Origin of the sequence: Pandoraea sp. PE-S2R-1, assembly GCF_002179865.1 — a bacterium.
In the GTDB taxonomy this organism is placed as follows: domain Bacteria; phylum Pseudomonadota; class Gammaproteobacteria; order Burkholderiales; family Burkholderiaceae; genus Pandoraea.
Genome location: NZ_NGUR01000003.1, coordinates 1 through 1,112, shown reverse-complemented (window position 1 = coordinate 1,112; position 1,112 = coordinate 1). Strand labels below are relative to the sequence as shown.

The following is a 1,112-nucleotide window of genomic DNA, read 5'->3' as shown; positions in this document are numbered from 1 at the left end:
GCGTGCTGACCGATCAAATCCTGCCGTAAAACACGGGGCGAGCTCAGATCGAGCAGCTGGAACGTGCCGTGACGTCCATCGAGTTCTTGGCGCCAACCACAGCACGTCGGTGCATCGGTGTCTAAAAGGCCTGCAAGGCGCCTATAAGGTCAACACGAAGCGACTACGAGCCTCCTGCGCGCCTGGTGCCCGCCGGACTGGGGGCTTAAAGGCCGGCGGACCTGCCGGGTGAAGGCTTCCCGGCTTGTGTGGCTGGGTGAATCGGATGAGCCGCTACGCCGGCGTCCAGGGGTAATGGGCCCTGGCCCCCGTTGGTGGCGCGCTAAGCCACGCCAACAGCGACATATTCCCGGACGATCACGACGCTTCCAGGCCCTGATCAGTGTCTGCGCAGGGCCGTTGATGCGGCATCGCCGGCGCCAGACGCGCAAAGCGACCGTCTGCGGAGGTGTTGCGAGGGGGCGCGCTTCGCGCCTCGCTGCACCAGCGGTGAACTGGACTTGCTTCCGGGGTGCGGGCGCTGCCGCAAATTCGTGAGTTGCCGGTGAAAATTTCCGGCATTGCTTTGCCGTCTCGATTACTAGGAAAATCAAAGACTTGCCGCACGAATCGAAAAAAATCGCAGCAGCAGGCACAAAAACTGCTCTTTTAATGCGTGGAAGGTGTTGACAAGGTAGGGCGACATCTCCATAATTGCAAATTCTCTGCGGAGGGGTGCCCGAGTGGCTAAAGGGGGCAGACTGTAAATCTGTTGGCTTACGCCTACGTTGGTTCGAATCCAACCTCCTCCACCAGAATGCGGAAGTAATGAGCGCCGGAAGTTCCGGCGCTCATTATCAAGGAAGCGAGAGTCGGAATCCAAGCGGGTGTAGCTCAATGGTAGAGCAGAAGCCTTCCAAGCTTATGACGAGGGTTCGATTCCCTTCACCCGCTCCAGGTGACGCGCAGACGCAGAAGAAGTAAAGGTTTCGCCCATGTGGCTCAGTGGTAGAGCACTCCCTTGGTAAGGGAGAGGTCGGCAGTTCGATCCTGCCCATGGGCACCACTAGATAGTGTGAAGCGCGGCAATCAACATGCCGAGCAACTCGGCAATAGATAACCCGTTAGGAGTT

3 tRNA genes are annotated in these 1,112 nt (G+C 58.7%); all 3 read left to right on the top strand.

The window, feature by feature from the left end:
* Positions 1 to 708 precede the first annotated feature (708 nt).
* Positions 709 to 794, top strand: a tRNA-Tyr gene (locus tag CDV44_RS01090).
* A 68-nt stretch (positions 795 to 862) separates the two neighbouring features.
* A tRNA-Gly gene (locus CDV44_RS01085) sits at positions 863 to 936 on the top strand.
* Between the two features lie 34 nt (positions 937 to 970).
* Positions 971 to 1,045: transfer RNA gene (locus CDV44_RS01080), tRNA-Thr, on the top strand.
* The last annotated feature ends 67 nt before the right edge of the window (positions 1,046 to 1,112 follow it).